Annotated in this window: 27 protein-coding genes and 1 pseudogene; 14 read left to right on the forward strand and 14 right to left on the reverse strand. The window is 63.3% G+C overall.

Features of this window, described 5'->3' with window-relative positions:
- Nucleotides 1-543, reverse strand: coding sequence for a VOC family protein (locus tag ABNW52_RS05630; protein ID WP_349585229.1), 543 nt, complete (start codon nucleotides 541-543; stop codon nucleotides 1-3).
- 149 nt (nucleotides 544-692) lie between these two features.
- On the opposite strand from ABNW52_RS05630, the gene ABNW52_RS05635 reads away from it, so the two are divergent.
- The gene (locus ABNW52_RS05635; RefSeq protein ID WP_349585232.1) at nucleotides 693-1,466 is read left to right on the forward strand and encodes an IclR family transcriptional regulator; all 774 of its coding nucleotides are present in this window, start codon (nucleotides 693-695) and stop codon (nucleotides 1,464-1,466) included.
- A 63-nt stretch (nucleotides 1,467-1,529) separates the two neighbouring features.
- Complete coding sequence (locus ABNW52_RS05640) at nucleotides 1,530-2,165, forward strand: phosphoribosyltransferase (RefSeq protein ID WP_349585235.1); 636 nt, start codon at nucleotides 1,530-1,532, stop codon at nucleotides 2,163-2,165.
- Nucleotides 2,166-2,172: 7 nt separating this feature from the next.
- Here ABNW52_RS05640 and ABNW52_RS05645 read toward each other — a convergent pair whose 3' ends face one another.
- The 8 genes and pseudogenes from ABNW52_RS05645 to ABNW52_RS05675 form a co-directional block, all read right to left on the reverse strand.
- Nucleotides 2,173-3,069 carry a hydroxymethylglutaryl-CoA lyase gene (locus ABNW52_RS05645; RefSeq protein WP_349585238.1) on the reverse strand — a complete coding sequence of 299 codons (897 nt, stop codon included), beginning with the start codon at nucleotides 3,067-3,069 and terminating at the stop codon, nucleotides 2,173-2,175.
- A 38-nt stretch (nucleotides 3,070-3,107) separates the two neighbouring features.
- Nucleotides 3,108-3,440 carry a hypothetical protein gene (locus tag ABNW52_RS05650; protein WP_349585240.1) on the reverse strand — a complete coding sequence of 111 codons (333 nt, stop codon included), beginning with the start codon at nucleotides 3,438-3,440 and terminating at the stop codon, nucleotides 3,108-3,110.
- A gap of 6 nt (nucleotides 3,441-3,446) precedes the next feature.
- Complete coding sequence (locus tag ABNW52_RS18605) at nucleotides 3,447-4,103, reverse strand: biotin/lipoyl-containing protein (RefSeq protein WP_465270724.1); 657 nt, start codon at nucleotides 4,101-4,103, stop codon at nucleotides 3,447-3,449.
- Nucleotides 4,101-5,414, reverse strand: a pseudogene (locus tag ABNW52_RS05655) (acetyl-CoA carboxylase biotin carboxylase subunit); the annotation flags it as partial. The pseudogene ABNW52_RS05655 and the gene ABNW52_RS18605, both read right to left, overlap by 3 nt.
- Before the next feature lie 221 nt (nucleotides 5,415-5,635).
- On the reverse strand, nucleotides 5,636-6,427 hold the full coding sequence (locus ABNW52_RS05660) for an enoyl-CoA hydratase/isomerase family protein (protein ID WP_349585245.1): 792 nt from the start codon (nucleotides 6,425-6,427) through the stop codon (nucleotides 5,636-5,638).
- Nucleotides 6,428-6,516: 89 nt separating this feature from the next.
- On the reverse strand, nucleotides 6,517-8,115 hold the full coding sequence (locus tag ABNW52_RS05665; RefSeq protein WP_349585248.1) for a carboxyl transferase domain-containing protein: 1,599 nt from the start codon (nucleotides 8,113-8,115) through the stop codon (nucleotides 6,517-6,519).
- A 110-nt stretch (nucleotides 8,116-8,225) separates the two neighbouring features.
- Nucleotides 8,226-9,395 carry an isovaleryl-CoA dehydrogenase gene (locus tag ABNW52_RS05670; RefSeq protein ID WP_349585251.1) on the reverse strand — a complete coding sequence of 390 codons (1,170 nt, stop codon included), beginning with the start codon at nucleotides 9,393-9,395 and terminating at the stop codon, nucleotides 8,226-8,228.
- Nucleotides 9,396-9,545: 150 nt separating this feature from the next.
- Nucleotides 9,546-9,947 (reverse strand): MerR family transcriptional regulator, encoded by a 402-nt coding sequence (locus ABNW52_RS05675; protein WP_349585254.1) that lies wholly within the window; start codon nucleotides 9,945-9,947, stop codon nucleotides 9,546-9,548.
- 134 nt (nucleotides 9,948-10,081) lie between these two features.
- On the opposite strand from ABNW52_RS05675, the gene ABNW52_RS05680 reads away from it, so the two are divergent.
- From ABNW52_RS05680 to ABNW52_RS05690, 3 genes are all read left to right on the forward strand, one after another.
- Nucleotides 10,082-11,773 carry an AMP-binding protein gene (locus tag ABNW52_RS05680; protein WP_349585257.1) on the forward strand — a complete coding sequence of 564 codons (1,692 nt, stop codon included), beginning with the start codon at nucleotides 10,082-10,084 and terminating at the stop codon, nucleotides 11,771-11,773.
- Between the two features lie 144 nt (nucleotides 11,774-11,917).
- A complete protein-coding gene (locus ABNW52_RS05685) occupies nucleotides 11,918-12,580 on the forward strand; it encodes a YecA family protein (protein WP_349585260.1) in 663 nt (220 codons plus the stop codon).
- 196 nt (nucleotides 12,581-12,776) lie between these two features.
- Nucleotides 12,777-13,091 carry a hypothetical protein gene (locus ABNW52_RS05690; RefSeq protein WP_349585262.1) on the forward strand — a complete coding sequence of 105 codons (315 nt, stop codon included), beginning with the start codon at nucleotides 12,777-12,779 and terminating at the stop codon, nucleotides 13,089-13,091.
- A gap of 70 nt (nucleotides 13,092-13,161) precedes the next feature.
- Here the strand turns inward: ABNW52_RS05690 and ABNW52_RS05695 are convergent, their stop codons facing one another.
- Entirely contained in the window at nucleotides 13,162-14,949 is a 1,788-nt protein-coding gene (locus ABNW52_RS05695; RefSeq protein WP_386107145.1) for an acyl-CoA dehydrogenase C-terminal domain-containing protein, read from the reverse strand.
- Nucleotides 14,950-15,121: 172 nt separating this feature from the next.
- Here ABNW52_RS05695 and ABNW52_RS05700 point away from each other — a divergent pair, with 172 nt between their 5' ends.
- The 6 genes from ABNW52_RS05700 to ABNW52_RS05725 all read left to right on the forward strand — a co-directional run bounded on the left by ABNW52_RS05700 (nucleotide 15,122) and on the right by ABNW52_RS05725 (nucleotide 21,544).
- Nucleotides 15,122-15,694: a DUF2062 domain-containing protein gene (locus ABNW52_RS05700; RefSeq protein ID WP_349585265.1), complete on the forward strand. Its 573-nt coding sequence runs from the start codon at nucleotides 15,122-15,124 to the stop codon at nucleotides 15,692-15,694.
- Nucleotides 15,666-16,223, forward strand: a complete 558-nt coding sequence (locus ABNW52_RS05705) for an NUDIX hydrolase (RefSeq protein ID WP_349585268.1) — start codon at nucleotides 15,666-15,668, stop codon at nucleotides 16,221-16,223. Before ABNW52_RS05700 ends, ABNW52_RS05705 begins: the two co-directional genes overlap by 29 nt.
- Nucleotides 16,210-16,530, forward strand: coding sequence for a PilZ domain-containing protein (locus ABNW52_RS05710; protein ID WP_349585271.1), 321 nt, complete (start codon nucleotides 16,210-16,212; stop codon nucleotides 16,528-16,530). The genes ABNW52_RS05705 and ABNW52_RS05710 overlap by 14 nt, the downstream gene beginning before the upstream one ends.
- 192 nt (nucleotides 16,531-16,722) lie before the next feature.
- Nucleotides 16,723-18,651, forward strand: a complete 1,929-nt coding sequence (locus ABNW52_RS05715; RefSeq protein WP_349585273.1) for a PrkA family serine protein kinase — start codon at nucleotides 16,723-16,725, stop codon at nucleotides 18,649-18,651.
- A 75-nt stretch (nucleotides 18,652-18,726) separates the two neighbouring features.
- On the forward strand, nucleotides 18,727-19,998 hold the full coding sequence (locus tag ABNW52_RS05720; RefSeq protein WP_349585276.1) for a YeaH/YhbH family protein: 1,272 nt from the start codon (nucleotides 18,727-18,729) through the stop codon (nucleotides 19,996-19,998).
- 34 nt (nucleotides 19,999-20,032) lie between these two features.
- Complete coding sequence (locus ABNW52_RS05725) at nucleotides 20,033-21,544, forward strand: SpoVR family protein (protein WP_349585279.1); 1,512 nt, start codon at nucleotides 20,033-20,035, stop codon at nucleotides 21,542-21,544.
- A gap of 72 nt (nucleotides 21,545-21,616) precedes the next feature.
- On the opposite strand, the gene ABNW52_RS05730 is transcribed toward ABNW52_RS05725, so the two are convergent.
- The 4 genes from ABNW52_RS05730 to ABNW52_RS05745 are packed head-to-tail and all read right to left on the reverse strand — an operon-like array spanning nucleotide 21,617 to nucleotide 24,532.
- On the reverse strand, nucleotides 21,617-22,363 hold the full coding sequence (locus ABNW52_RS05730; protein WP_349585282.1) for an ABC transporter ATP-binding protein: 747 nt from the start codon (nucleotides 22,361-22,363) through the stop codon (nucleotides 21,617-21,619).
- The gene (locus tag ABNW52_RS05735; protein WP_349585285.1) at nucleotides 22,356-23,327 is read right to left on the reverse strand and encodes a FecCD family ABC transporter permease; all 972 of its coding nucleotides are present in this window, start codon (nucleotides 23,325-23,327) and stop codon (nucleotides 22,356-22,358) included. Before ABNW52_RS05735 ends, ABNW52_RS05730 begins: the two co-directional genes overlap by 8 nt.
- A 9-nt stretch (nucleotides 23,328-23,336) precedes the next feature.
- On the reverse strand, nucleotides 23,337-24,143 hold the full coding sequence (dapB, locus tag ABNW52_RS05740) for a 4-hydroxy-tetrahydrodipicolinate reductase (protein WP_349585287.1): 807 nt from the start codon (nucleotides 24,141-24,143) through the stop codon (nucleotides 23,337-23,339).
- Complete coding sequence (locus ABNW52_RS05745) at nucleotides 24,140-24,532, reverse strand: outer membrane protein assembly factor BamE (protein WP_349585290.1); 393 nt, start codon at nucleotides 24,530-24,532, stop codon at nucleotides 24,140-24,142. The genes dapB and ABNW52_RS05745 overlap by 4 nt, the downstream gene beginning before the upstream one ends.
- Before the next feature lie 82 nt (nucleotides 24,533-24,614).
- On the opposite strand from ABNW52_RS05745, the gene fur reads away from it, so the two are divergent.
- From fur to ABNW52_RS05760, 3 genes are read left to right on the forward strand one after another with little or no spacing between them, the layout of a single operon-like run.
- Nucleotides 24,615-25,052 (forward strand): ferric iron uptake transcriptional regulator, encoded by a 438-nt coding sequence (fur, locus tag ABNW52_RS05750; protein WP_349585293.1) that lies wholly within the window; start codon nucleotides 24,615-24,617, stop codon nucleotides 25,050-25,052.
- Complete coding sequence (gene aat, locus ABNW52_RS05755; RefSeq protein WP_349585296.1) at nucleotides 25,049-25,750, forward strand: leucyl/phenylalanyl-tRNA--protein transferase; 702 nt, start codon at nucleotides 25,049-25,051, stop codon at nucleotides 25,748-25,750. The genes fur and aat overlap by 4 nt, the downstream gene beginning before the upstream one ends.
- Nucleotides 25,737-26,474, forward strand: coding sequence for an arginyltransferase (locus ABNW52_RS05760; RefSeq protein ID WP_349585299.1), 738 nt, complete (start codon nucleotides 25,737-25,739; stop codon nucleotides 26,472-26,474). The genes aat and ABNW52_RS05760 overlap by 14 nt, the downstream gene beginning before the upstream one ends.
- The last annotated feature ends 19 nt before the right edge of the window (nucleotides 26,475-26,493 follow it).

A 26,493-nucleotide genomic window follows, 5' to 3' on the forward strand; every position in this document is an offset into this window, starting at 1 on the left:
TCAGTTTTGCTCCTTGTAGCTGCCGTCGTGCATCCAGCGCGCATGCTGCGGCGCTTTCTTGGTCACTGCCCACTCGTTGAGCATGTCCCATTTCACATCATCCAGCATCTGCAGCATTGTCGGGGTGGCGGTGTTGCAGGCCAGTTCCAGGCGGTGACCGTTGGGGTCGAAGAAATAGATCGACTGGAAAATGGTGTGGTCGGTGGGGCCGATCACGTCGATGCCGGCCGCCTGCAGCCGCGCCTTGGTGGCCAGCAGCGTGTCCATGCTGTCCACCTCCAGCGCCAGGTGCTGCACCCAGGCCGGGGTGTTCGGGTCGCGGCCCATCTCGGCGCGGGTGGGCAGCTCGAAGAAGGCCAGGATATTGCCCTGGCCGGCATCCAGGAACACGTGCATGTACGGGTCCGGCGCCTTGGTGGACGGCACTTCGTTCTCGGCGATGGCGAGCACGAATTTCATGTCCAGGTGTTTTACGTACCACTCCACGGTTTCTTTCGCGTCTTTGCAGCGATAGGCCACGTGGTGGATTTTGTTGATCAGCATGGTGTTGTCTCCCGGTGCGTGCAGGTCTGGCTGCGGGTGGAACCATACGACAAGATTAGATAATGATCAATCGATTTGCTATTAACGAATAACGTAACCGTCACAGGGCTGCTACACTTGCCCGCGAATCCGCCATACGACTGCAGATCATGGAACTCGAAAAAGACACTCGCCGCGGCATCCAGTCCATTGAAGTGGGCGGCGCGCTGCTGCAAACCCTGGTGCGCTTCGGCACCCCGATGATGCTGAAAGACCTGGCGCGCGAGGCCGGCATGCCGCCGGCCAAGGCGCATCCCTACCTGGTGAGCTTCGGCAAGCTGGGGCTGATCGAGCAGGACAGCGTCACCGGCCTGTACCAGCTGGGCAGCTTCGCCTTGCAGATGGGGCTGACCGCGCTGCACGAGCTGGACGCCATCAAGGTGGCCAGCGAGCAGGCCGCCATGCTGTCGCTGGCGATCCAGCAGAACGTGGCGTTGGCGGTGTGGGGCAACCACGGTCCCACCGTGGTGCGCATCCAGGAATGCAACCGCATCGTGCACATCAATATGCGCGCCGGCAGCGTGATGTCGCTGCTGGATTCCGCCACCGGCCGTGTGTTTGCCGCCTACCTGCCGGCGCATCTCACTGCCGAGCTGCAACAGCAGGAGCTGGCGCACAAGCCGGCGGCCGAGCGCCCGGATGTGGCCGCCATGCTGGCCGAAGTGCGTGCGCACGGCATGGCGCGTGCGGTGGGCTACCCGCTGGCCGGCATCAATGCGCTGTCGGCGCCGGTGTTCGACAACGGCGGCCAGCTGGCGCTGGTGATCACCACGCTGGGGCCGGCGGCCGAGTTCGACCCGGACTGGCACGGCACGCTGGCGCAGCAGCTGCGCGGCTGTGCGGCCAACGTCTCCACCCTGCTGGGCTATCGCGGCAACGCCTAGCCGGCAAGGTTGGCCGCAGCGGGTATAACGAAGCATCGGCCGCTGATACGCTGGAGGTGCCGCATGTTTACCGATCGTCAACAAGCCGCGGCACAACTGCTGCAGGCGCTGGCCGGCTACCGCGGGCAACAGCCGCTGGTGCTGGGCATCCCGCGCGGCGCGGTGCCGATGGCGCGGCAGATCGCCGACGGGCTGCAGGGCGAGCTGGACGTGGTGCTGGTGCGCAAGCTGGGCGCGCCGTGGTCGCCGGAGCTGGCCATCGGCGCGGTGGACGAAAGCGGCGCGGTGTATCTGGACGCACTGGCGGCCAGCATCGACCCGGGTTACATCCGGGAGGAAACACAGCGTCAGTTGGCGGTGATCCGCCAGCGCCGCGCCAGCTATACCCCGGTGCGGGCGGCGGTGCCGGTGGCCGGACGGCTGGTGATCGTGGTGGATGACGGTCTGGCCACCGGCGCCACCATGTTGGCCGCCTTGCAGGCGTTGCGGCGACAGCAGCCGGCGCGGCTGGTGTGCGCGGTGCCGGTGGCACCGGCGGACACCCTGCGGCGGGTCCGGCAGGTGGCCGACACTGTGGTGTGCCTGCAGGTGCCGCATGGTTTTTCCGCCGTCGGCCAGTTTTATCGTCATTTTGAGCAGGTCAGCGACGACGAGGTGATGGCCGCGCTGGCAAGCCCGCCGCCGCCGCATCCCCGCTGAATCGGCTTCATGCCGGGCTGTAGCCGCGGGCCTTGGCATACTTGGAGCCCGGTTCGCGCACCAGTGCCTCGGCAATGAACCAGGCGGTATCGGCCAGTTTGTCCAGATCCACCCCGGTGTGATAACCCAGCCCGTGCAGCAGATACACCACGTCTTCGGTGGCCACGTTGCCGGAGGCGCCCTTGGCATACGGGCAGCCGCCCAGGCCGGCCACCGAGCTGTCGAAGGTACGCACCCCGGCCTGCAGCGCGGTGTGGATGTTGGCAATCGCCATGCCGTAGGTGTCGTGGAAATGGCCGGCCAGCTTGGTCACCGGCACCACTTCCGTCACTGCATCCAGCATCGCCGTTACCTTGTTCGGCGTGCCCACGCCGATGGTGTCGCCCAGCGAAATCTCGTAGCAGCCCATGTTGTACAGCGCCCGCGCCACCTCGGCCACCTTGTACGGGGCGATGTCGCCTTCGTACGGGCAGCCCAGCACGCAGGACACATAGCCGCGCACCTTGATGCCGGCCGCCAGCGCGCGTTTCATCACTGACTCGAAGCGCTGCAGGCTCTCGGCAATACTGGCGTTGATGTTCTTGTGGCTGAACGCCTCACTGGCGGCGCCGAACACCGCGATCTCGCGCACGCCGGCTTCCAGCGCCGCATCCAGCCCCTTGTCGTTGGGCACCAGCACCGGGTAGTCGATGTGGCTGTCCATATCCAGCGCCTGCAGCACCTGCAGGCTGTCGGCCATCTGCGGCACCCACTTCGGCGACACGAAGGCGCCGGCCTCGATGCAGCTCAGGCCGCTGGCGGCCAGCTTGTGGATCAGCTCCAGCTTGGTGGCCAGCGCGACGGTGTGCTTTTCATTCTGCAGCCCGTCGCGCGGGCCGACTTCGACGATTTTTACGTGGGTCATGTTGTATCTCGCAAATTGTTCACTAGTGGATCTGGCCATCAATAACGGCGCAGCCAAAAGCCAAGGCGGATGATTACCAAGCCAATTGCTATCCAGAACATCTGCAGCAACGTTGATGTGATGCCGATCGGAATGAGCGGCTCCAAAGCGTGCAATACACCACTGTACCTGGATGGTATTTTTAACTTTTGTGGTGACTCGGCTAACCACTCATAGAGCTTTCCCCACCCTGCAAGGGGAGGGCGGGCCGCGATGTCGTAATACAAGTCGTAGCAATGGATTGCTGTAAACAGTAATCCGGCCACAACTATCAGCCACGCGGCCCGCTTGCCGCTCCTGTCATTGCCTTGCAGTGGCTGATAACGCTGCATCGTGACTCAGTCCGCCTCGAAATCCACCAGCTCGTCGCCGTCGCTGACCTGCTCGCCGGCGGCAAAGTAGAACGCCAGCACCTTGCCGTCTGCCGGCGCGGCGATGGTATGTTCCATCTTCATCGCTTCCAGGATCAGCAGCGGCTCGCCCTTGGCGACAGTCTGGCCGTTTTCGGCCAGCAGTGCCACCACGCGGCCCGGCATCGGTGCCTTGAGATGGGTCTCGCCGTGCACGCCTGCTTCTTCATAGGCGTAAGGGTCGTGGTAGTCCACGGCAATGCGCTCGCCGTCGGCAAACAGCACGCGCTGCAGCCCGTGGCGCACCAGGGTGGCCTGCAGCTGCTTGCCGCCAAGCTTGGTCGCAAGGCGCGAGCCTTGCAGGCTGGCGCTGGCGTGGAAAGTGTCATCGCCGATATTGAGCACGAAGTCCTTGCCGTCGTAACGCAGCAGCACGTCGCAACGCTGCTCGCCATGGGCAAAGCCGAGGCGGCGCTCCAGCGTGCCGTTCAGGCGCCAGCCCTGCAGCGCGCCGAAGGCGTGGCTGTCGCCGCTGGCTGCGGCCAACGTTTCGCCCACTGCCAGCAGCGCCAGCTGCTCGCTGGACGGTGCGGCGGGGACGGGCAGCAAGCTGTCGTGGTAACGGGCGATCAGGCCGGTGTCCACGTCGCCGCTGGCAAACGCCGGGTTGGCGGCAATGCGGCGCAGGAAGCGGATATTGGTGGTGACGCCCACCACCTGGTAGGCGGCCAGCGCGGCGTCCAGCTGCTGCAGTGCCGCCTCGCGCGTTTCGCCCCACACGATCAGCTTGGCGATCATCGGGTCGTAGAACGGCGAAATGGTATCGCCCTGCAGCACGCCGGTATCGACGCGCACGTGGGCGGATTCCGCCGGTGGTTGCAGGTGCACCAGCGTGCCGGTGGCCGGCAGGAAGCCCTTGTCCGGGTCTTCGGCGTAGATACGCGCCTCGATGCTGTGGCCGTGGATCGCCAGCTGCTGCTGTTGCAGCGGCAAAGGTTGGCCGCAGGCCACTTTCAGCTGCCACGCCACCAGATCCTGGCCTGTGATCATCTCGGTAACCGGATGCTCCACCTGCAGGCGGGTGTTCATTTCCATGAAGTAGAACTGCCCCGACTCCACGTCCATGATGAATTCCACGGTGCCGGCGCCGACATAGCCGACGGCGCGCGCGGCAGCCACCGCCGCTTCGCCCATTGCCTGGCGGGTTTCGGCCGGCAGGTGCGGCGCCGGGGCTTCTTCCAGTACTTTCTGGTGGCGGCGCTGCACCGAGCAGTCACGCTCGAACAGGTAGACGCAGCCGCCCAGGCTGTCGGCGAACACCTGGATTTCCACATGGCGCGGGCGGGTCAGGTATTTCTCCACCAGCACCTTGTCGTCGCCGAAGCTGGCGCGTGCCTCGCGCTGGCAGCTGGCCAACGCGGCGATAAAGTCGTCACTGCGCTCCACGATGCGCATGCCCTTGCCACCACCGCCGGCGCTGGCCTTGATCAGCACCGGGTAGCCCATCTTGTCGGCTTCGGCCTTCAGGAACTGTTCATCCTGATTGTCGCCGTGGTAGCCGGGCACCAGCGGCACGTTGGCTTTTTCCATCAGCGCCTTGGCGGCGGACTTGCTGCCCATGGCGGCGATGGCGGAAGCCGGCGGACCGATGAAGGCGATGCCGGCGGCCTCGCAGGCGGCAGCGAAGTCTTCGTTCTCCGACAGGAAGCCGTAGCCCGGATGCACTGCCTGTGCGCCGCTTTGCTTGGCAAGGTCGAGGATCAGATCGGCCTTGAGGTAGGACTCGGCGGCCGGCGCCGGCCCCAGGCGGTAGGCTTCATCCGCCAGTTTGACAAAGCGGGCGCTGGCGTCGGCATCGGAATACACCGCCACGGTGCGGATGCCCATGGCGCGGGCGGTCTTGATCACGCGGCAGGCGATTTCGCCGCGGTTGGCAATCAGAATCTTGGTGAACATATCGGGTTGATCCCTTTTCTTGTGTCTGCCCTGCAATGGTCCGGGCATGGTGGGCACGCTGCGCTTTGCCCACCCTACAGTGGCGGTACTCGAGCATCGGGTGGGCTAAGGCTATCCGGCCGTGCCCACCAAGCTGGTGTTGCTGGCTGGCGCGCGATGCTTGCCCATCCTGCGTCCATGTGTGCTCCCTGCGGCCAACGTTGGCCGCAGGGGCAGGGTGCTCAGTCCTTGTTCCAGCGTGGCGGGCGCTTGTCGAAGAAGGCCGCCAGCCCCTCGCGCGCTTCTTCGGTGATGCGGATGGCGGCGATGCGGTGCGCGGTGTCGGACAGCAGTTCGTCGGCAAACGGCGAGCTGTCGCGCAGTGCGCCCAGCAGCTCCTTGGCGGCGGACAGAGCGTGCGGGCCGCCGCGGCACAGTTCGGCGGCTACCTCGGCCACGCGGGCATCCAGCTGCGCCTCGTCCACCACTTCGTGCACCAGGCCGATGCGCAGCGCACTGGCGGCATCGATGCGCTCGGCGCTGAGGAAGTAGCGCCGTGCCTGGCGCCAGCCGATGGCGTCCGCCACGTACGGGCCGATGGTGGCCGGGATCAAGCCCAGTCGCACCTCGGTCAGCGCGAACTTGGCGCCCGGGGTGGCGATGGCGATGTCGCACACCGCGGTGAGGCCGGTGCCGCCGGCCATGGCGGCGCCATGGATGCGGGCGATCACCGGCTTCTTGCTGCGGTAAATGCCTTTCAGCATCGCCGCCAGCTTGCCGGCGTCTTCCAGGTTCTGCGCCTCGCTGTAGCCGGCGGCGCGGCGCATCCAGTCCAGATCGGCGCCGGCGGAGAAGCTCTTGCCGCGCCCGGCCAGCACGATCACGCGCACGCTGTCGTCGTGGTTCAGCTCGCGGAACGCCGCTGCCAGATCGCCGATCAGGTGCTCGTTCATCGCATTGTGCAGCTCCGGGCGATTCATCCACACGGTGGCGATCTGGCCGGCGCGTTCGATTTCCAGGGTGCTGTAAGTCATTGGAAAACCCTTTCTTTATTTGCCACGGACCTGGCGGTCATTACCGCGGTGGTTGTCCATGCTGGCGCTACTGGCGGCGGGTTGGAACATCACATGCGGAACACGCCAAAGCGCGTTTTTTCCACCGGCGCCGACAGTGTCGCTTCCAGCGCCAGGCTCAGCACCTCGCGCGTCTGCGCCGGGTCGATCACGCCGTCGTCCCACAGCCGCGCACTGGCGTAGTAGGGGTGGCCCTGCTGCTCGTACTGTTCGCGCACCGGCGCTTTCAGCGCTTCTTCCTGCTCCGCGGTGAAGGCGTCGCCCAGCTGTTCCTTTTTCACCTGCGCCAGTACGCCGGCGGCCTGTTCGCCACCCATCACCGAGATGCGGGCATTCGGCCACATCCACAAAAAGCGCGGCGAGTAGGCGCGGCCGCACATGCCGTAGTTGCCGGCGCCGAAGCTGCCGCCGATCAGCACGGTGAACTTGGGCACGCTGGCGCAGGCCACCGCGGTGACCAGCTTGGCGCCGTCCTTGGCGATGCCGCCGTTCTCGTATTTCTTGCCGACCATGAAACCGGTGATGTTCTGCAGGAAGATCAGCGGGATGCCGCGCTGGCAGCACAGCTCGACGAAGTGCGCGCCCTTGAGCGCGGATTCGCTGAACAGGATGCCGTTGTTGGCGATGATGCCGACACGGTAGCCGTTAAGACGGGCAAAGCCGGTGACCAGGGTAGTGCCGTAGTTCTGCTTGAATTCGTCGAAGTCGGAATCGTCCACCAGCCGGGCGATGATCTCGCGCACGTCGAACGGCTTTTTCGCGTCGGCCGGAATCACACCGTAAATTTCGTCGGCGGCGTAGCGCGGCGGGCGCGGCTCGCTGCGATCCAGCTCGCCCTGCTTACGCCAGTTGAGGTCGGACACGATGCGGCGGGCGATGCCCAGCGCGTGGGCATCGTTCTGCGCCAGATGGTCGGCCACGCCGGAAATCCGGGTATGCACGTCGCCACCGCCCAGTTCTTCCGCTGTCACCACCTCGCCGGTGGCGGCTTTCACCAGCGGCGGGCCGCCGAGGAAGATGGTGCCCTGGTCCTTGACGATCACCGTCTCGTCGCTCATCGCCGGCACGTAGGCGCCGCCGGCGGTGCAGCTGCCCATCACCACCGCGATCTGCGGGATGCCGGCGGCGGACAGCTGGGCCTGGTTGAAAAAGATGCGGCCGAAGTGGTCGCGATCGGGGAATACCTCGTCCTGCAGCGGCAGGAAGGCGCCGCCGGAATCGACCAGGTAGACACAGGGCAGGCGGTTTTCGCGGGCGATTTCCTGCGCGCGCAGGTGCTTTTTCACCGTCATCGGGTAGTAGGTGCCGCCCTTGACGGTGGCATCGTTGGCCACGACCAGGCATTCGATGCCGCTGATGCGGCCGATGCCGGTAATCACTCCGGCGCCAGGCGCGTCATCGCCATACATGCCGTATGCGGCCAACTGCGACAGCTCCAGGAACGGCGAGCCGGGGTCGAGCAGCAGGTTGATGCGCTCGCGCGGCAGCAGCTTGCCGCGTGCCACGTGCTTGTCGCGCGCCTTGTCGCCGCCACCCAGCGCAGCGCGGGCGACCTTGTCTTTCAGATCGGCCACGATGGCATGCATCTTGGCGGCATTGGCCTGGAAGTCGGCGGCGCGGGGGGAGAGCTTGGATTCGATTACTGGCATGGGTAAGAACCTTTTATTCCGGCCACGGAAGCCACGGCAGGCATGGAAGCCACTTCCACGCACTGCCAGGGGTCGGGGGATGGGTTGTGCCGTGGGTTCTGTGGCAAAAATCAGCGGGTTTCGGCCATCAGCTCGCGACCGATCAGCCAGCGGCGGATCTCGCTGGTGCCGGCACCGATTTCGTACAGCTTGGCATCGCGCAGCAGGCGGCCGGTGGGGTATTCGTTGATGTAGCCGTTGCCGCCCAAGCACTGGATGGCGTCCAGTGACATCTGGGTGGCGTTCTCGGCGGCGTAGAGGATGGCGCCGGCGGCATCCTTGCGGGTCTGACGGCCGGATTCGCCGCGGTCCAGTGCCTGGCCCACGGCGTAGACGTAGGCGCGGCTGGCGGACAGCTTCACGTACATATCGGCCAGCTTGCCCTGCATCAGCTGGAAGTCGCCGATGGCCTGGCCGAACTGTTTGCGGTCATTCAGGTACGGCACCACCACGTCCATGCACGCCTGCATGATGCCCAGCGGGCCGGCGGACAGCACCGCGCGTTCGAAGTCCAGACCGCTCATCAGCACCTTGACGCCGTTGCCTTCGCCGCCCAGCACGTTGGCCGCAGGCACGAAACAGTCGTCAAAGAAGATCGGGTAGGTGTTGGAGCCGCGCATGCCCAGCTTGTCCAGCTTGCTGCCGTGGCTGAAGCCTTTAAAACCCTTTTCCACGATGAAGGCGGTGATGCCTTTCGGGCCGGCGTTGATGTCGGTCTTGGCGTATACCACCAGGGTGTCGGCATCGCCGCCGTTGGTGATCCACATCTTGCTGCCATTCAGCAGGTAGCCGCCGTCCACCTTGTCGGCTTTCAGTTTCATGCTCACCACGTCGGAGCCGGCGTTCGGCTCGGACATGGCCAGCGCGCCGACGTGTTCGCCGGAAATCAGCTTGGGCAGGTATTTCTGCTTCTGCTCGGCATTGCCGTTCTTATAGATCTGGTTCACGCACAGGTTGGAGTGCGCGCCGTAGGAGAGGGCTACCGAGGCGCTGGCGCGGGAGATTTCTTCCATGGCGATCATGTGCGCCAGGTAGCCCATGTTGGCGCCGCCGTACTCTTCCGACACGGTGATGCCCAGCAGGCCCAGGTCGCCGAACTTCTGCCACAGGTCGGCCGGGAACAGGTTGTCGCGGTCGATATCGGCGGCACGCGGCGCGATCTCGCTCTGGGCGAAGTCGCGCACGGTTTCGCGCAGCATGTCGTAGGTTTCACCAAAGTCAAAGCGCAGGCTGCTGTACATGTTTCTCTCCTCTGTGTTCGGTGCGGGGTGGCGGCGCATGGCTTCTTGATAGCTGCTTTTCACCCCGCTGATGGTCTTATCTTGAATTACGCTTACGTTAACGTCAATACGCAATGACAAAACCATCCACAGCGGATGGTCTACAACGACTCAGGGTGTGGCGTCCTTGCCGGTCATGGTGTCGATTACCTGACGGCAGTGGCTTTCCAGGATGTCGATCTCGGCCAGCACCGCGTCGATATCCTGGCGCTGCTCTTCCAGCTGCAGCTTGCGGTCGGACAGCAGCTGCAGCAGTTTCAGCGATTGGCTGGCCTCGTCGCGCGCCAGTTCGTACAGGTCCAGAATCTCGCGGATCTCCGACAGCGCCAGACCAATGCGCTTGCCGCGCAGGATCAGCTTCAGTCGCGCGCGATCGCGGTGGGTAAACAGGCGCTGGCGGCCTTCGCGCTGTGGCTCGATCAGGCCCTGTTCTTCGTAGAAACGGATAGTGCGTAGCGTGATGTCGAAATCGCGGGCGAGATCGGAAATGGTAAAGAGGCGTTCTTCGCTCATGGTGGTTCCTGTTGGTCTGGCGCGATTGTAGCGTTTTTTGTCCCTACTGCCCGACAAGTACTTGAGCTTACGTTAACGTAATAGTAAGTTATCTGCAAAACGACAACAGCATCGCCAAGCGGAGAGACCTCACCATGACCCTCACAGCCAGTTACGTACATGGCGGCAGCGAGCAGCCGCTGATCGGCCAGACCATCGGCCAGTTTTTCGATGCCGCCTGCCAGCGCCATGCCGGGCGCGACGCGCTGATCGTGCGCCAGCAGGGCGTGCGCTGGAGTTATGCCCAGTTTGGCGAGCAGGTGACACGGCTGGCCTGTGGCCTGCGCCGGCTGGGGCTGCAGCCGGGCGAGCGCATCGGCATCTGGTCACAGAACAATACCGAATGGGTGTTGATGCAGTTCGCCACTGCCAAGGCCGGGCTGGTGCTGGTGAATATCAACCCGGCTTACCGCCGTAGCGAGCTGGAGTACGCGCTGAACAAGGTGGGTTGCCGCGCGCTGGTGCTGTCGCCCAGCTTCAAGAGCAGCGACTATCTGGCGATGCTGAACGACCTGGCGCCAGAGTTGGCCGCCAGCCAGCCGGGGCAGTTGCAGGCAGCCAAGCTGCCCGATCTGCGCTGGGTGATCCGCCTGGGCAACGAGGCGACGCCCGGCATGCTGAACTTTGACAGCCTGCTGACCGAACCCGCCGCCAGCGAACGTCAGGCCTTGGTCGAACTGGGGCAGACGCTGCAGTTCGACGACGCCATCAACATCCAGTTCACCTCCGGCACCACCGGCAGCCCCAAGGGCGCCACCCTGACGCACCACAACATCCTCAACAACGGCTTTTTCGTCGGCGAGGCGATGCGGCTGACCGAACACGACCGGCTGTGCATTCCGGTGCCGCTGTACCACTGCTTCGGCATGGTGCTGGGCGTACTGGCCTGCCTCACCCACGGCAGCACCATCGTCTTCCCGTCGGAGGCCTTCGAGCCGCTGGCGGTGCTGCAGACGGTGGCGGAAGAAAAATGCACTGCGTTGCACGGCGTGCCGACCATGTTCATCGCGGTGCTGGATCACCCGCGCTTCGCCGAGTTCGACCTGTCCACGCTGCGCACCGGCATCATGGCCGGCAGCCCGTGCCCGATCGAGGTGATGAAGCGGGTGGTGGCGCAGATGCACATGGCCGAAGTCACCATCGCCTACGGCATGACCGAGACCAGCCCGGTCAGCTTCCAGAGCTACACCGACACGCCGCTGGAAAAAAAGGTGGCCACCGTTGGCCGCATCCACCCGCATGTGGAAGTGAAGATTGTCGATCCGCAAGGCCGCATCGTGCCGCGCGGCGAAACCGGCGAGCTGCTCACCCGCGGTTACTCGGTGATGCTGGGTTACTGGGGCGACGAGGAGAAAACCCGCGAAGCCATCGACGCCGCCGGCTGGATGCACACCGGCGACCTGGCGGTGCTGGATGCCGACGGCTACTGCAATATCGTCGGCCGGGTGAAGGATATGGTGATTCGCGGCGGCGAGAACGTGTATCCGCGCGAGATCGAGGAATTTCTTTACCGTCATCCCAAGGTGCAGGACGTGCAGGTGGTGGGGGTGCCGGATGCCAAGTACGGCGAGGAGCTGTGTGCGTGGATACGGCTGCGCGATGGCGAAAGCTGCACCGTGGAAGAGATCCGCGCCTTCTGTGACGGCCAGATCGCGCACTACAAGATTCCGCGTTACATCGAGTTCGTCGACAGCTTTCCGATGACCATCACCGGCAAGATCCAGAAATTCATGATGCGCCAGCAGATGAAGCAGAAGCTGGGCCTGGAAGAGAGCAAGACGGCCTGAGCAGGCCGGTTGTCCCTGATTGCCCCGCAGCTGCGGGGCTTTTTTATGGTCATGCCGCTGACTTGCGCGGCGGCCACCATGACGGAAGCCGACTAAACTGAAACGATCGGCTACAATGCGCGCCATTATTGATGGAGATTGATCATGACCCAATTCGACGAGGCCGACCTCACCCGCCTGGAACTGCTGCTGACCCCGCTGTCGCAGGCCGGCACCACCATGCGTCCGGATGAAGTGCAGGGTTTCTTCGCCGCGCTGGTGTGCGGGCCGGATCGCCTGGATATCGATACCTGGCTGCCGGAAGTGCTGGGCGATGCGCCGGCTTTCGACAATGCCGAAAATGAAGCCGAAGTACGCGTGCTGCTGCAGAAATTCTACGACGCCACCGCCGAAGCCATGGCGGATGGCGATCTGCCGGAAATGGTGCTGTACGAGGAAGAAGGCGGCGAAGAGGCCGACTTCCGCCCGTGGTGCAATGCCTTTATGTACGCGCTGGACGTGGTGCCGACCGACTGGTTCGAAGCGGCCGACGACGAAGGTTTCGAAGACCTGCTGATGCCGGTGATGGCGCTGGGCGGCATGTTCGATGGCGAAGACGGCGAAGCGGCGCTGCTGCAGTTTGGCGAAACCGAGCTGAACGGCTTCAAGAGCGAGTTCGAAGACGCACTGCTGGCGGTATACAGCTATTGGCGCGCCAAGGAACAGGCGCCGGTTACCCTGCGTCGCGAAGGCGACAAGGTTGGCCGCAACGATCCGTGCCCGTGCGGCAGCGGCAAGAAGTACAAGGCCTGCCACGGCCGCAACTGAGCGGCGGCCAACCAGGCGAGATGTTCAGCGGCTACCGGACCCGGCACAGTCGGGCCGTGCCTGACAGGTGATGGCATCCGCCGCCGTCCTGCTGTTATGACCAGCCCGCAGGGCTGCGCCATGCTCACAAACCCCGTGCCCCGGCACGGGGTTTGTTTTTGCCGGCTACACTCAGAACGTAACCGGGAGAAGCATCATGAAGCTGGGGCTGGAAGCAATGCTGCAGCTGTTGCAGGAGGTGGAGCAGGGCGATCCGCTGGATTTTGCCGATCTGCCGATGGACGAAGAGCAGCTGCGGCGGCTGGTGATGATCGATCTGCTGCAGCGGGATGAGGCGCTGCAGGCCGAGGCCAGCCCGGAGGAATGCCAGCTGATCTACATGCTGTCCACCGCGCGGCTGGTGTTGGAAAACCTGCTGCTGCACCTGCAGTTGCTGCGGCTGGAGCAGCCGGAAGGCACCGCCGCGGAGCAGCTGCAGGCGCTGCTGCGGCGCTTTCGCGGCCCGCGATGATGGCTCAGGGTTGGCCGCAGCATGAAAAACGGCGCCGCAAGGGCGCCGTTTGCGTTGGCCGCAAGGTTGATCAGAAGGCGAAGTGCTCGTCTTCCAGTGCCATCAACGGCTGGGCGCCGCTCTTGATGCTCACCTTCAGTGCTTCCACTTCCGGCAGTAGCTTGGCGTAGTAGAAGCGGGCGGTGGTGATCTTGGCCTGATAGAAGGCATCGGCACCGGTTTCCAGCTTGGCGTAGGCCACTTCCGCCATGCACGCCCACAGCCAGGCATAGGTCAGGTGACCGACCAGGCGCAGGTAGTCGGTGGCGGCGGCGCCGGCAGCGTCGCGATCCTGCATCGCGGCCATGCCCACGCCCATGGTGATGTCGCCGACTTCCTTCAGCAGCTTGCTCAGCGGGCCGACAAACTCGGCCAGCTGCGCATTGCCTTCATTGGCCTGGCAGAACTTGTGGATCTGCTTGCTGAACTTGCGCAGCTTGGCGCCCTGGTCCATCAGCACCTTGCGGCCCAACAGGTCGATGGCCTGGATGCCGTTGGTGCCTTCGTAGATCTGCGAAATGCGGCAGTCGCGCACCAGTTGCTCCATGCCCCATTCGCGGATGAAGCCGTGGCCGCCGAATACCTGCATGCCAAGGTTGGCCGCATGGTAGCCGTTGTCGGTCATGAACGCCTTGGCGACCGGGGTCAGCAGTGCCACCAGATCGGCGGCGTCCTGACGCGCGTCGGCGTCCGGGTGCTTGTCCTCGATGTCCAGCTGCAGCGCCAGCAGCGCCGACAGCGCGCGGCCGGCCTCGGTGTAGGCCTTCTGCGTCAGCAGCATGCGGCGCACGTCCGGGTGCACGATGATCGGGTCGGCGGCTTTCTCCGGGAATTTCGGTCCGGTTAGCGCGCGCATCTGCAGACGCTCGCGAGCGTAGGCCAGCGCACCCTGGTAAGACGCCTCGCCAATGCCCAGCCCCTGCATGCCGCAGCCCAGGCGCGCGGCGTTCATCATGGTGAACATGCAGGCCAGGCCCTTGTTCGGCTCGCCGATCAGCCAGCCCTTGGCGCCATCGAGGTTGATCACCGCGGTGGCATTAGCCTTGATGCCCATCTTGTGTTCCAGGCTGCCGCAGTACACGCTGTTGCGGCTGCGATCCTGGTGGAACTTGGGCACGATGAACAGCGAAATGCCCTTCACGTCCTTGGGGGCGTCCGGCAGGCGCGCCAGCACCAGGTGGATGATGTTGTCGGACAGGTCGTGCTCGCCGGCGGAGATGAAAATCTTGGTGCCGGTAATGGTGTAGCTGCCGTCGCCGTTCGGCTCGGCCTTGGATTTGAGCAGGCCCAGATCGGTGCCGCAATGCGGCTCGGTCAAACACATGGTGCCGGTCCAGCTGCCATCCACCAGATGAGGCAGGTAGGTGGCCTTCTGTTCATCCGTGCCGTGGGCGTGGATGGCGGAATAGGCGCCGTGCGACAGGCCGGGGTACATCGACCACGCCACGTTGGCCGCACACTGCATTTCCATCACCGGGAAGGCCAGCGATTTGGGCATGCCCTGGCCACCGAAGGCCGGGTCGCAGTCCAGCGCCGGGAAGCCCAGTTCGCAATACTGTTTGTATGCCGCCTTGAAACCCACCGGCGTGGTTACCGACTTGGTGGCGGCATCGAACTGGCAGCCTTCCTCGTCGGCCTGGCGGTTCAGCGGCGCCAGCTCGTTCTCGCAGAATTGGGCGGCGGCCTCCAGATAAGAGCTGAAGATGTCCTGGCTGGCCTCCTGGTAACCCGGCAGTGAGGGCAGAATCTCCTGAACTTTGATCAGCTCGTTCAGGACAAAGTCAAAATCGCGCAGCGGTGCTTTATAAGCAGGCATCATGGTCTCCGTTGTTGTCGCGCGACCCGGCGCGTGGCCGGGTCGGTTTCCTCGTGTTGGCCGGGTGGGCGGCCGTAGTGCTCTGCTCGTGCGGCAGAACTAATCAAACGACTGTTTAAATTATTCCAGCCGTTTTGGCAACTTACATTTCTGAACACCATTCGCTGGAGCTGGCATGGCAAGACTGAAGCGCTGGGTACGCGGCAAGATGGAAATCGCCCATGGCTGGCTGCAGGCGCCGGCGTTGCGCTTTCTGCGTCCTTATCTGGACCGGCCGGAGCTGTGGAGCGTGCAGCGCCGCAACGTGGCGCGTGCGGTGGCGGTGGGCATGTTTGCCGGACTGATGCCGGGGCCGACACAGATGCTGGCCGCCGGCGCGCTGGCGTTGCTTTTTCGCATCAACCTGCCGGTAGCGCTGATCTGCACTCTGTATACCAACCCGTTTACCTATCTGCCGTTGTACTTCCTGGCGTTTCGCTTCGGTTTACTGTTACTTGGTCAGCATACGACGGCTACAATGCCGATCATGCCGGCGGGTGCCTGGTATGACATTGCATTTTGGGGGCCACAACTTGCCCATTGGCTGACAGAATATGGCAAGCCCCTGCTGCTGGGGGTGCCGGCGCTGGGGTTGACGCTTGGCGTGCTGGGCTACTGTCTTGTCATGCTGTGCTGGCGCCTGGCCGTGCAACATCAATGGCAACACCGAAAGACACAGCGTGGATCTGACCGAAAAAACTCTCCGTAGCGAACAGGTATTCAGTGGCGGCTTTCTGCAAGTGACCCGGGCAGAAGTCTCGCTGCCCGACGGCAAGGTGGCGACACGCGAATTCATCCGTCACCCGGGTGCGGCGGCGGTGCTGGCGCTGACCGACGATGGCCAGCTGGTGATGGAGCGGCAGTATCGCTATCCGGCCGGGCGCGAGTTCTGGGAAATTCCCGCGGGCAAACTGGATCCGGCGGAGTTGCCGCACGACACCGCCCGGCGCGAGCTACTGGAAGAAACCGGCTTTACGGCCCGGCAGTGGCTTTATTTGGGCAAGGCCTGGCCGTGTATCGGCTATGCCGACGAGGTGATCCACTACTACCTGGCCACCGGCCTGCAGCTGCAGCAACGGCAGCTGGACGAGGGCGAGTTCCTGGAAGTGCTGCTGCTGCCGCTGGATGAAGTGCAGCAGATGGCGTTGAGCGGGGAAATCGCGGACAGCAAGACCATTGTCGGCCTGCACTGGCTGGCCGCATGGCAACAGGGGAAGCTCGCTGGTGAAACCGTTTGAGAGCCACTACCAGGATCGCCGCGTTGGCCGCCGCATGCGCATGGGCTGCCGTGCCAAGTTCAAATCGCTGCACACCGGCGAGACGCACTATGGCGAGTGTGTCGACCTGTCGGTGGACGGCATGGCCATCCGTTGCTCTTACGTGCCGCAGCACGGCGAGAAGCTGGAAGTGGTGGTAATCGTGCCCGGGGTCGGCAGCGTGCCGATGCGGCCACTGGAGGCTACGGTGGAAGTGCGCCGCTGCAACGAGGTGGAGCGCGGCAAACTGTATGAGATCGGTGCCCGCATTCTGCAGCGCCGTGCATGAATACAGAATAATTAAGCCAGCATTAAAAAAGCCGACGGAATGTCGGCTTTTTCTTACTTGCACTTTTTTGCTGTGCTATACCCAATCAAAGAACAGCTTTTCCGCGACAGCTGACAACTTGGCAAGGGGGATCTGGCACGGCAATCACGCTTCTGCCAGGGTCTCGTTTGCCTCCACCAGGAGGGTGACGCCATGACCCCAGACATCTTCAGTCACTACGCTTCCCGTTACGACCGCACCCGCGAAGAGGAATACACCATTCAGGAGTTCCTCGAACTGTGCAAACGTGAGCCGATGGCCTATGCCTCGGCCGCCGAACGCATGCTGATGGCGATCGGCGAGCCGGAGGTGATCGATACCCGTCACGATCAGCGGCTCTCCCGTATTTTCAGCAACAAGATGATCCGCGTGTACCCGGCCTTCCGCGAATTTTTTGGAATGGAAGAGGCCATCGAGCAAGTGGTGGCCTACTTCCGCCATGCGGCACAGGGGCTGGAAGAGAAGAAACAGATCCTGTACCTGCTGGGTCCGGTGGGTGGTGGTAAGTCGTCGATTGCCGAAAAGCTGAAGGAGCTGATGGAGCGGGTGCCGTTCTACTGCATCAAGGGCAGCCCCGTGAACGAGTCGCCGCTGGGGCTGTTCAACTACGATGAGGATGGCGCCCTGCTGGAAGAACAATACGGCATTCCACGCCGCTATCTGCGCGCCATTCCCAGCCCGTGGGCAGTGAAGCGTCTGCACGAGTTCAACGGCGACATCAGCCAGTTTCGCGTGGTGAAGCGCTACCCGTCGGTGCTGAAGCAGATCGCGGTGGCCAAGACCGAACCGGGCGACGAGAACAACCAGGACATCAGCTCGCTGGTGGGCAAGGTGGATATCCGCAAGCTGGAAAGCTACGCCCAGGACGACCCGGATGCCTACAGCTACTCTGGCGGCCTGTGCCTGGCCAACCAGGGCTTGCTGGAATTCGTGGAGATGTTCAAGGCGCCGATCAAGGTGTTGCACCCGCTGCTGACTGCCACCCAGGAAGGCAACTTCAAGGGCACCGAGGGCTTTGGCGCCATTCCGTTCGACGGCATCATCCTGGCGCACTCCAACGAAAGCGAATGGAAGCAGTTCCGCAACAACAAGAACAACGAAGCCTTCCTCGATCGTATCTACATCGTCAAGGTGCCGTACTGCTTGCGGGTGTCGGACGAAATCCGTATCTACGACAAACTGCTGAGCAACTCTTCGCTGTCCGGCTCGCCCTGCGCACCGGGCACGCTGAAAATGATGGCGCAATTCGCGGTGCTGTCGCGGCTGAAAGATCCGGAGAACTCCAGCCTGTACAGCAAGATGCAGGTGTACGATGGTGAGAACCTGAAGGACACCGATCCGAAAGCCAAGTCGCTGCAGGAATACCGCGACTTTGCCGGGGTGGACGAGGGCATGAACGGGCTTTCCACCCGCTTTGCCTACAAGATTCTGTCCAAGGTGTTCAACTTCGACCACACCGAGGTGGCGGCCAACCCGGTACACCTGTTGTACGTACTGGAACAACAGGTAGAGCGCGAGCAGTTTCCGCCGGAGCTGGAGCAGAAGTACCTTACCTTCATCAAGGAGTATCTGGCGCCGAAGTACGTCGAGTTCATCGGCAAGGAAATCCAGACCGCCTATCTGGAAAGCTACAGCGAATACGGCCAGAACATTTTTGACCGCTACGTCACCTTTGCCGACTTCTGGATCCAGGATCAGGAATACCGTGACCCGGACACCGGCGAGAGCTTCGATCGTACGTCGCTGAATGCCGAGCTGGAGAAAATCGAGAAACCGGCGGGGATTTCCAACCCGAAGGACTTCCGCAACGAGATCGTCAACTTCGTACTGCGGGCGCGGGCCAGCAATGCCGGCAAGAATCCGCAGTGGACCAGCTATGAAAAGCTGCGCACCGTGATCGAGAAAAAGATGTTCTCCAATACGGAAGAACTGCTGCCAGTGATCAGTTTCAATGCCAAGGCCAGCACCGACGAGGCGAAAAAGCACGAAGACTTCGTCAATCGTATGGTGATCAAGGGCTACACGCCGAAGCAGGTACGGCTGCTGTGCGAGTGGTATCTGCGTGTGCGCAAGTCGTCCTGAGTCGCAGGTAGCAGGTTGGCCGCCAAGTGCGGCCAACCGCTGCCGGTTTCGCCGTCAGCAGGCTAGGAGGCAAGCATGTCGCATATTATCGACAGAAGACTGAACGGCAAGAACAAGTCTGCCGTCAACCGCGAGCGCTTCCTGCGGCGTTTCAAAGCCCAGATCAAAGAAGCGGTCGGCAAGGCCATCAAGGGGCGCAGCATCACCGACATCGAAAACGGTGAGAGCGTATCCATTCCGGTAAAGGATATTTCCGAACCGGCCTTTCACCACGGGCGTGGCGGCGTGGCCGACCATGTGCACCCGGGCAACGAGGAGTTCATCGAGGGCGACCGCCTGAATCGTCCGCAGGGTGGCGGTGGCAGCGGTGGTGGCGGCAAGGCCAGTAACGAGGGCGAGGGCGAGGACGACTTCGTGTTCCAGCTGTCACGCGAAGAGTTCATGAACGTGTTCTTCGAAGACCTGGCGCTGCCCAACCTGATCAAGACCCAGCTGGTGGGGATTGAGGAAATGAAGCCGGTGCGTGCCGGCTACACCAACGACGGCACTCCTGCCAACATCAGCATCGTGCGCAGCCTGCGCGGCGCACTGGCCCGGCGGGTGGCGATGGGGGCGCCGACACTGCGCGAGCTGCGCGAGGCAGAAGAAGACCTGGACACGCTGCTGGAGTCCGACGAGGACAACGGCGTGGAAGTGCGCGCACGGCGCAAGCAGATTCATGCCTTGCGCGACAAGGTGAACCGCATCCCGTTCATCGATCCGTTCGACCTGCGCTACAACAACCGGGTGAAGCAGCCCAAGCCCACCAGCAAGGCGGTGATGTTCTGCCTGATGGACGTGTCCGGCTCGATGGATGAAGGCAAGAAGGACATGGCCAAGCGCTTCTTCATCCTGCTGTACCTGTTCTTGCAGCGTAATTACGAGAAGATCGAGGTGGTGTTCATCCGTCACCACACCAGTGCGGTGGAAGTGAACGAGCATGACTTTTTCCACTCGCGCGAATCCGGCGGCACGGTGGTGTCATCGGCGCTGAACCTGATGGCGGACGTGGTGAAAAAACGCTACGCCAACAGCGAGTGGAACATCTATGCCGCGCAGGCGTCTGATGGAGATAACTGGGACAGCGATTCGGCCAACTGCAGCCGCATTCTGCAGGAGCAGCTACTGCCGTGGTGCCAGTATTTTGCCTACATCGAAATCACCGAAGGCGAGCCGCAGAACCTGTGGTACGAGTACGTGAAAGTGGCTGAACACAGCAAGCACTTCGCCATGCAGAAGATCCGCACGCCGGCCGACATCTACCCGGTGTTCCGCGAACTGTTCAAGCGGCAGCCGGCCACCCGCTAAGGTTGGCCGCAGCGCACAAGGGGAGGGAGAGCGCATGAAACCCATCTCTACCGGGTCCGAATGGACCTTCGACCTGATCAACGAATACGACAAGGCGATCCGCGTGATTGCCCTGGAAGAGTTCAAGCTGGACTGCTACCCCAACCAGCTGGAAATCATCACCGCCGAGCAGATGATGGATGCCTACTCGTCGGTCGGCATGCCGGTGAACTATCACCACTGGAGCTTCGGCAAGCATTTCGTCTCCACCGAGAAAGGCTACAAGCGCGGCCAGATGGGGCTGGCGTATGAAATCGTGATCAACTCCAACCCCTGCATTGCCTATCTGATGGAAGAAAACTCCATGACCATGCAGGCGCTGGTGATCGCGCACGCCGCCTATGGCCATAACAGCTTCTTCAAGGGCAACTATCTGTTCCGCACCTGGACCGACGCCTCGGCCATCATCGACTACCTGGTGTTTGCCAAGCAGTACATCAGCCGCTGCGAAGAGCGTTACGGCATCGAGGCGGTGGAAGAGCTGCTGGACTCCTGCCACGCACTGATGAATTACGGCGTGGACCGCTACAAGCGGCCGCAGAAATTGTCGCTGGCCGAGGAGCAGGCGCGGCTGCACGAGCGCGAGCAGTACCTGCAGACGCAGGTCAACGACCTGTGGCGCACCATTCCGCGCCGTGAGCGCGATGACAGCAACCGTGCCGCACCGCGCTTTCCGGCCGAGCCGCAGGAAAACATCCTGTATTTCATCGAGAAATCCGCCCCGCTGCTGGAGCCGTGGCAGCGCGAGATCGTGCGCATCGTGCGCAAGGTGGCGCAGTATTTCTACCCGCAGCGCCAGACCCAGGTGATGAACGAGGGCTGGGCCACCTTCTGGCACTACACCATCCTCAACCGCCTGTTCGAAAAGGGGCTGGTCACCGATGGCTTCATGATGGAGTTTTTGCAAAGCCACACCAATGTGGTGTACCAGCCGCCGGTAACGGCACGCTGGTACAACGGCATCAACCCGTATGCGCTGGGTTTTTCCATGTACCAGGACATCAAGCGCATCTGCGAAAACCCTACCGCCGAGGACCGCGAATGGTTCCCGGACATCGCCGGCCAGCCGTGGCGGCCGGTGCTGGAGTTCGCGATGAAGAACTTCAAGGATGAAAGCTTCGTGTCGCAATACCTGTCGCCCAAGCTGATTCGCGACTTCCGCTTCTTTGCCATTCGCGATGACGATCAGGACGACAAACTGGAAGTGGCGGCCATCCATGACGATGCCGGCTACCGTCGCATCCGTACCATGCTGTCCGAGCAATACAACCTGGGCTCGCGCGAGCCGAATATCCAGGTGTGGTCGGTGAACGTGCGTGGCGACCGCAGCTTGACGCTGCGTCATACCCGACATAATCGCAAACCGCTGGATGACGGTAGCGCGCAGGAGGTGCTCAAACATGTGGCGCGACTATGGGGCTTCGATGTGCGGCTGGAGAGCGTGGATGCCGATGGCAGCGTGCAGCAGCGTTTCGAAGTAAAACCGGAAGTGCCGGCCATGGCGTAAGGGTTGGCCGCATGACGCAAAGACAAGGCCGGGCAGATGCCCGGCCTTGTCTTTGTGGTGTGTAGTGGTGGCCTAGCCGGCAATAAAGGCGCGGCGGCCGTTGTCGTCGCGCAGTTCGCGCAGCGGCGTATCGTACAGCGCCTGCAGCAGCGGCAGCTGCAGGGTGTCGTCGGCAGAGCCGCTGGCCACGGCGCGGCCGGCTTTCAGTAGCAGCACGCGATCGGCATGCTGCACCGCCAGATTGACATCGTGCAGCACCGCCACCATCCCCAGTTGGTGTTGCCGGGCGATCTGCCGCAGGCTGGCCAGCTGCAGGTTGGCCGCACCGATGTCCAGCGCGGCGGTGGGTTCGTCCAGCAGCAGATAGCGCGGAGCGCTGTCGCTGCTCAGCAGCTGGTGCAGGGCGCGGGCCAGATGGACACGGGCCAGCTCGCCGCCGGACAAGCTGGCGCAGTCACGGTGCAACAGGTCGTGAATGCAGGTGTAGTCGATGGCCTGCTGCCGGGCCGCCGGGCTGTGCTCGGCTACGCCGATGGTCAGCAGAGTGTCCACCGCCATGCCGGCAGGTCGGGCCGGTTGCTGCTCCACCAGCGCGCGCTGCCGAGCTAGTTGGGCGGCAGACAGTGCGGCCAACGGTTTGCCATCCAGCCAGACTGCGCCCGACAGCGGGCGCGTGGCACCGCCCAGCAGGTGCAGCAGGGTGCTTTTACCGGCGCCGTTGGGCCCCAGGATGACGCTGAGTTCACCCGGCCGCAGCGTGGCGCTGACATCGTCCAGGCGGGCCGGGTGTTGCAGGCACAGGGCGCGCGCTTCAAGCATGCGCGCCTCGCTGCCTGGCCAGCAGGTAGAGGAAGAACGGGGCCCCGGCCAGGCTGGTAATCACGCCGACCGGCAATTCGGCCGGGTACAGTGCCTGGCTGGCAATCAGGTCGGCCAGCACTGCTAGCAGCGCACCAGCCAGCGGCGTCAGCAGCAGCAGCGGTCGCAGCTGCAGGCCGATCAGCCGACGCAGGATGTGCGGCGCCATCAGGCCGATAAAGCCGACCATGCCGCATTGCGCCACTACCAGTCCACAGGCCAGCGTAGCCAGCAGCACCGTGCGCCAGCCCTCGCGGCCAACGTCGAAGCCGCCGTAGAACGCGGCGCGGTCACCCAGCTGCAGCGCCTGCAGGAAGGCGGCCTGCCGCCACAGCAAACAGGCGATCACGCCGGCTGCTGTCAGCAGTAGGGCGGCTTGCGTCGCACTGGCACCGGCAAAGCTGCCCATCAGCCAGAAGGTGACATTGCGCAGGCCGCCATCGGGCAGGGTGGTAATCAGCAGGGTAAGCAGGCTGCCGCATAGCGCGTTGACGGCCACGCCGGCCAGCAGCAGCTTGGCGGCGGCGCGGCCGTGCGCCAGGGTCTGGATCGCCAGCAGCGCCAGCGTGGCGCCGGCAAACGCCGCCACGGAAACCAGCTGTGCCGGCCAGGCGGCGGCCAGCGCCAGTGCGGCGGCCAGCGCGCCGCCACCGGAAATGCCGATCAGGCCGGGCTCGGCCAGGTCGTTATGAAAACGGGCCTGAATGGCCAGCCCGGCACAAGCCAGCAACGCACCGGCTGCGGCGGCGCTGACGATGCGCGGCAGGCGCAGCTCCAGCAGCAGCATGCGCTGCAGCGGGTCGTGTCCCGGTAGTTGCAGCAAGGCGGCGACACTGCTGGCGACATCGTGGCCGGCGAGCAGTGAAATGACACTGGCCAGCCCGGTAAGGCTGGCCAGTAGTAGTAACCACGAGCGGGTGGTCATCGGGCGGGCTTAGCGCAGGCCAAGCACGTCCTGCATGTCGAACAGGCCGTGCGGCTTGGCGGACAGCCATTTGGCCGCGCGCACCGCACCATTGGCGAAGGTGGCGCGGCTGGAGGCTTTGTGGGTGATTTCCACGCGCTCGCCCAGCGCGGCGAACAGCACGGTGTGGTCGCCCACCACATCGCCGGCGCGCACGGTGGCAAAGCCGATGGCGCCCGGATCGCGTTCGCCGGTCACGCCTTCACGGCCGTAGACGGCACACTGCTTCAGGTCGCGGCCCAGCGCCTCGGCCACCACTTCGCCCATGCGCAGTGCGGTGCCGGATGGTGCATCCACCTTGAAGCGGTGGTGCGCTTCGGTGATCTCGATATCGTAACCTTCGTTCAGCACGCGCGCTGCCATGTCCAGCAGCTTGAAGGTGAGGTTCACCCCCACGCTGAAGTTGGCCGCAAACACGATGCCGATCTTTTCGGCGGCAGCCTTGATGGCGGCTTTGCCGGCATCATCAAAGCCGGTGGTGCCGATGATCAGCTGCACGTTGTTTGCCACGCAGGCCGCCATATGCGCCAGCGTGCCTTCCGGACGGGTGAAATCGATCACCACATCGGCGCCGGCCAGTGCGGCGTTGAAATCCGAACTGATCTTGACGCCGGTATCCCGGCCCATGAACAGACCGGCATCCTGGCCGATGAACGGGGAGCCTTCACGCTCCAGCGCGGCGTGCAGGCGGGTATCGGCGGCATCAAGGACGGATTCGATCAGCGTGCGGCCCATGCGGCCACCGGCGCCGACGATAACGATGTTCAGGGTACTCATTGCTTGACTTGTCCAATCGGGTTGCTGGCTTCCAGTTGCGGGCGCAGCGCCGGGAAGGCCTGGCCGTCCACGCGTTCTACCTGGTCATTGGCGTTGAAGTACACCACCAGGTTCTTTTCCTCGCTCGGCTTACCCGGACGCTCGATGCGGTACAGGTAGTCCCAGCGATTGGCGTGGAAAATGTCGGTCAGAAGCGGGGTGCCCAGCAGGAAGCGCACCTGCGAGCGGTTCATGCCCGGCTTCACGCGGGCGACCGCGTCTTCGGTCACGTAGTTACCCTGCTGGATATCCATGCGGTGCGCGGTAAACCAGTTCATCGGGTTGAGGCTGCTGCAGCCTGCCAGCAACAGCACAGACAGCATCAGCACGGGCTTGAGCAGTTTTGCCATGAGAACCTTCACATTTGGGGAATCTGCTGAAAGGCTTTATCATACTGGAAGACCGCCAACCACGATATACACCGCAAAACACATGAACAAAGCCAGCCACCTGAAGGGCATCGGCCTGAAAGCCACCGGTCCACGCCTGCGCATTCTCGATCTGTTTGAAACCAGCAACGACCGCCACCTGTCGGCAGAGGACGTGTACAAAAAACTGCTGGCCGAGGATGCGGATATCGGCCTGGCCACCATTTATCGTGTGCTGACTCAGTTCGAGCAGGCGGGTATTCTGGTGCGCCACCATTTCGAATCCGGCAAGGCCGTGTACGAGTTGAACGAAGGCGGCCATCACGACCACATGGTGTGCTACCGCTGTGGCAAGGTGACCGAGTTCTTCGATCCGCAGATCGAAGAACTGCAGAACCGCATTGCCGCCGCGCACGGCTTTACCATCCAGGAACACTCGCTGTACCTGTATGGCGAGTGCAGCGAGTGCGCCAGCACCGAGCACAAACCCTACCGCAGATGATCCCCATTCTGGGTGATGCCTACGTCTTTCCTCCGCTGACGCGCGCATTAACCGAGCCGGACGGGCTGTTGGCCGCCGGCGGCGATCTTTCCAGTGGCCGGCTATTGGCCGGCTATCAGCGCGGCATCTTTCCCTGGTTTTCTCCCGGCGACCCAATACTGTGGTGGGCACCATCGCAGCGCATGGTGCTGGAGCCCGACGGCGTGCGGGTGACCCGCTCGCTGGCCAAGGCGCTGCGCAACAAGCCTTACACCTTTCGCTTCGATACCGCGTTTGAGCAGGTGGTGCGCGAATGTGCCGCCCCGCGCGACGGCCAGTCCGGCACCTGGATCACCGAAGAAATGATTGCCGCCTATTGCGCACTGCATGCCGCCGGACACGCCCATTCCGCCGAAGTCTGGCAGCAGGGCCGGCTGGTGGGCGGCCTGTACGGCGTGGCGGTTGGCCGCATGTTCTATGGCGAATCGATGTTCCACCGGGTGAGCGATGCTTCCAAGATTGCGCTGGTGCGCGCGGCGGAATGCCTGTTCGCCAATGGTTTCGGCATGATCGATTGCCAGATGTTTACGCCGCACCTGGAAAGCCTGGGCGCGCATCTCGTCCACCGTGACGAATTTGTTGCTAGACTCGAAACGTATACCGTACAGCCAGCACCTGCTGCCCTGTGGGCCACCGAGTTTTGCAATGAGCCATCGTGACGATGCAGTAGCCATCATTCATTTCTATGCCACCGCGCCCTATGCCTGCAGCTATCTGGACGCGCGGCAGGCGCGCTCGCAGGTGGCGATCCCGGCGGATGCCATCGACAGCAGCGTGTACTCCAAGCTGGTGGGGCTGGGCTTCCGGCGCAGTGGCCACTTCACCTACCGTCCCTACTGCGATGACTGCCATGCCTGCACCCCAGTACGCATCCCGGTAGCGCGTTTTGTGCCGGACCGCAGCCAGCGGCGAACCGCGCGCCGGCATGGCAACCTTGTCAGCACCATCCTGCCACTGACGTTTGTCGAAGAACACTACCAGCTGTATTGCCGCTACCAGAAGGCACGCCACGATGGTGGAGGCATGTCGGAGGACGATCCGGCGCAGTACGCCGAATTCATCCTGAAGAGCCGGGTGGAAAGCTGGCTGGTGGAATTCCGCGAGGACGGCGTGCTGCGCATGGTGAGCCTGATCGACCGGCTGGATGATGGTCTGTCGGCGGTGTACACCTTTTTCGATCCGGATATTCCGGGGGCCGCCTATGGCGTGTATGGCGTGTTGTGGCAGGTGGAACTGGCGCGCCGCCTGGGTTTGCCGCATGTGTACCTGGGCTACTGGATCGGTGAATCGCCCAAGATGGTGTACAAGCAGCGCTATCAGCCGCTGGAAAAGCTGGAAGAGGGGCGCTGGGTAGCGTTTCCGCCGCCTGCCGCCGACTCGTAAGCTGTCGCCAGATGCAACA

The sequence above is a fragment of the Vogesella oryzagri genome (assembly GCF_040148885.1).
Classification (GTDB): Bacteria; Pseudomonadota; Gammaproteobacteria; order Burkholderiales; family Chromobacteriaceae; genus Vogesella; species Vogesella oryzagri.